Source organism: Vibrio sp. R-1 (assembly GCF_035615595.1).
GTDB lineage: Bacteria > Pseudomonadota > Gammaproteobacteria > Enterobacterales > Vibrionaceae > Vibrio > Vibrio cholerae.
Genome location: NZ_WPDC01000306.1, coordinates 1 through 490, shown reverse-complemented (window position 1 = coordinate 490; position 490 = coordinate 1). Strand labels below are relative to the sequence as shown.

General features: G+C 41.4%; 1 protein-coding gene. It reads right to left on the bottom strand.

Annotation, left to right across the window (positions count from 1 at the left end):
• The coding region (locus GOU96_RS18255; protein ID WP_324702120.1) for a GNAT family protein at positions 1 to 476 on the bottom strand (476 nt) is incomplete at its 3' end.
• Between the last annotated feature and the right edge of the window lie 14 nt (positions 477 to 490).

Here is a 490-nt window from a genome sequence, read left to right as displayed (position 1 = left end):
CAGGATGCCCGCTTTAGCACCCACTTTTCCAATTTTTCATTGTCGCTATCAACCACAAAACCAATGAAAACAAAGTTGTTAGCACGTACGACATTCAACGAAGCGAGGTTCGCCGATGAAATCAAAGCCACAACACTTTCAATTGAATCCATATTAAACGCTAACTGACAAAGTTGATTGACTGCCAATTTTGCAAATCCTCGACCTTGTTTATAAGGCGAAACATTGTACCCAATTTCAACTTCACCATCTTGAGGTTCATCTTTGAAGCCACAGAAACCAACGACATTATTGTCCACTGACATCATGTAGGGTAATGACCAAATTTCAGCTTTTGAGTTTTGGAGCTGCTCATAAGAACGGATCAGAACATGCTTTGGTGGCACAGCCCCTTCACAAAACGTCAATTCTGAGTCAAGTTCAACATGGTCGAGCAAGCATTTTAGATGGCGCTGATTTAACTGTTGTAGTTCCAATTTTCCACCCTGTG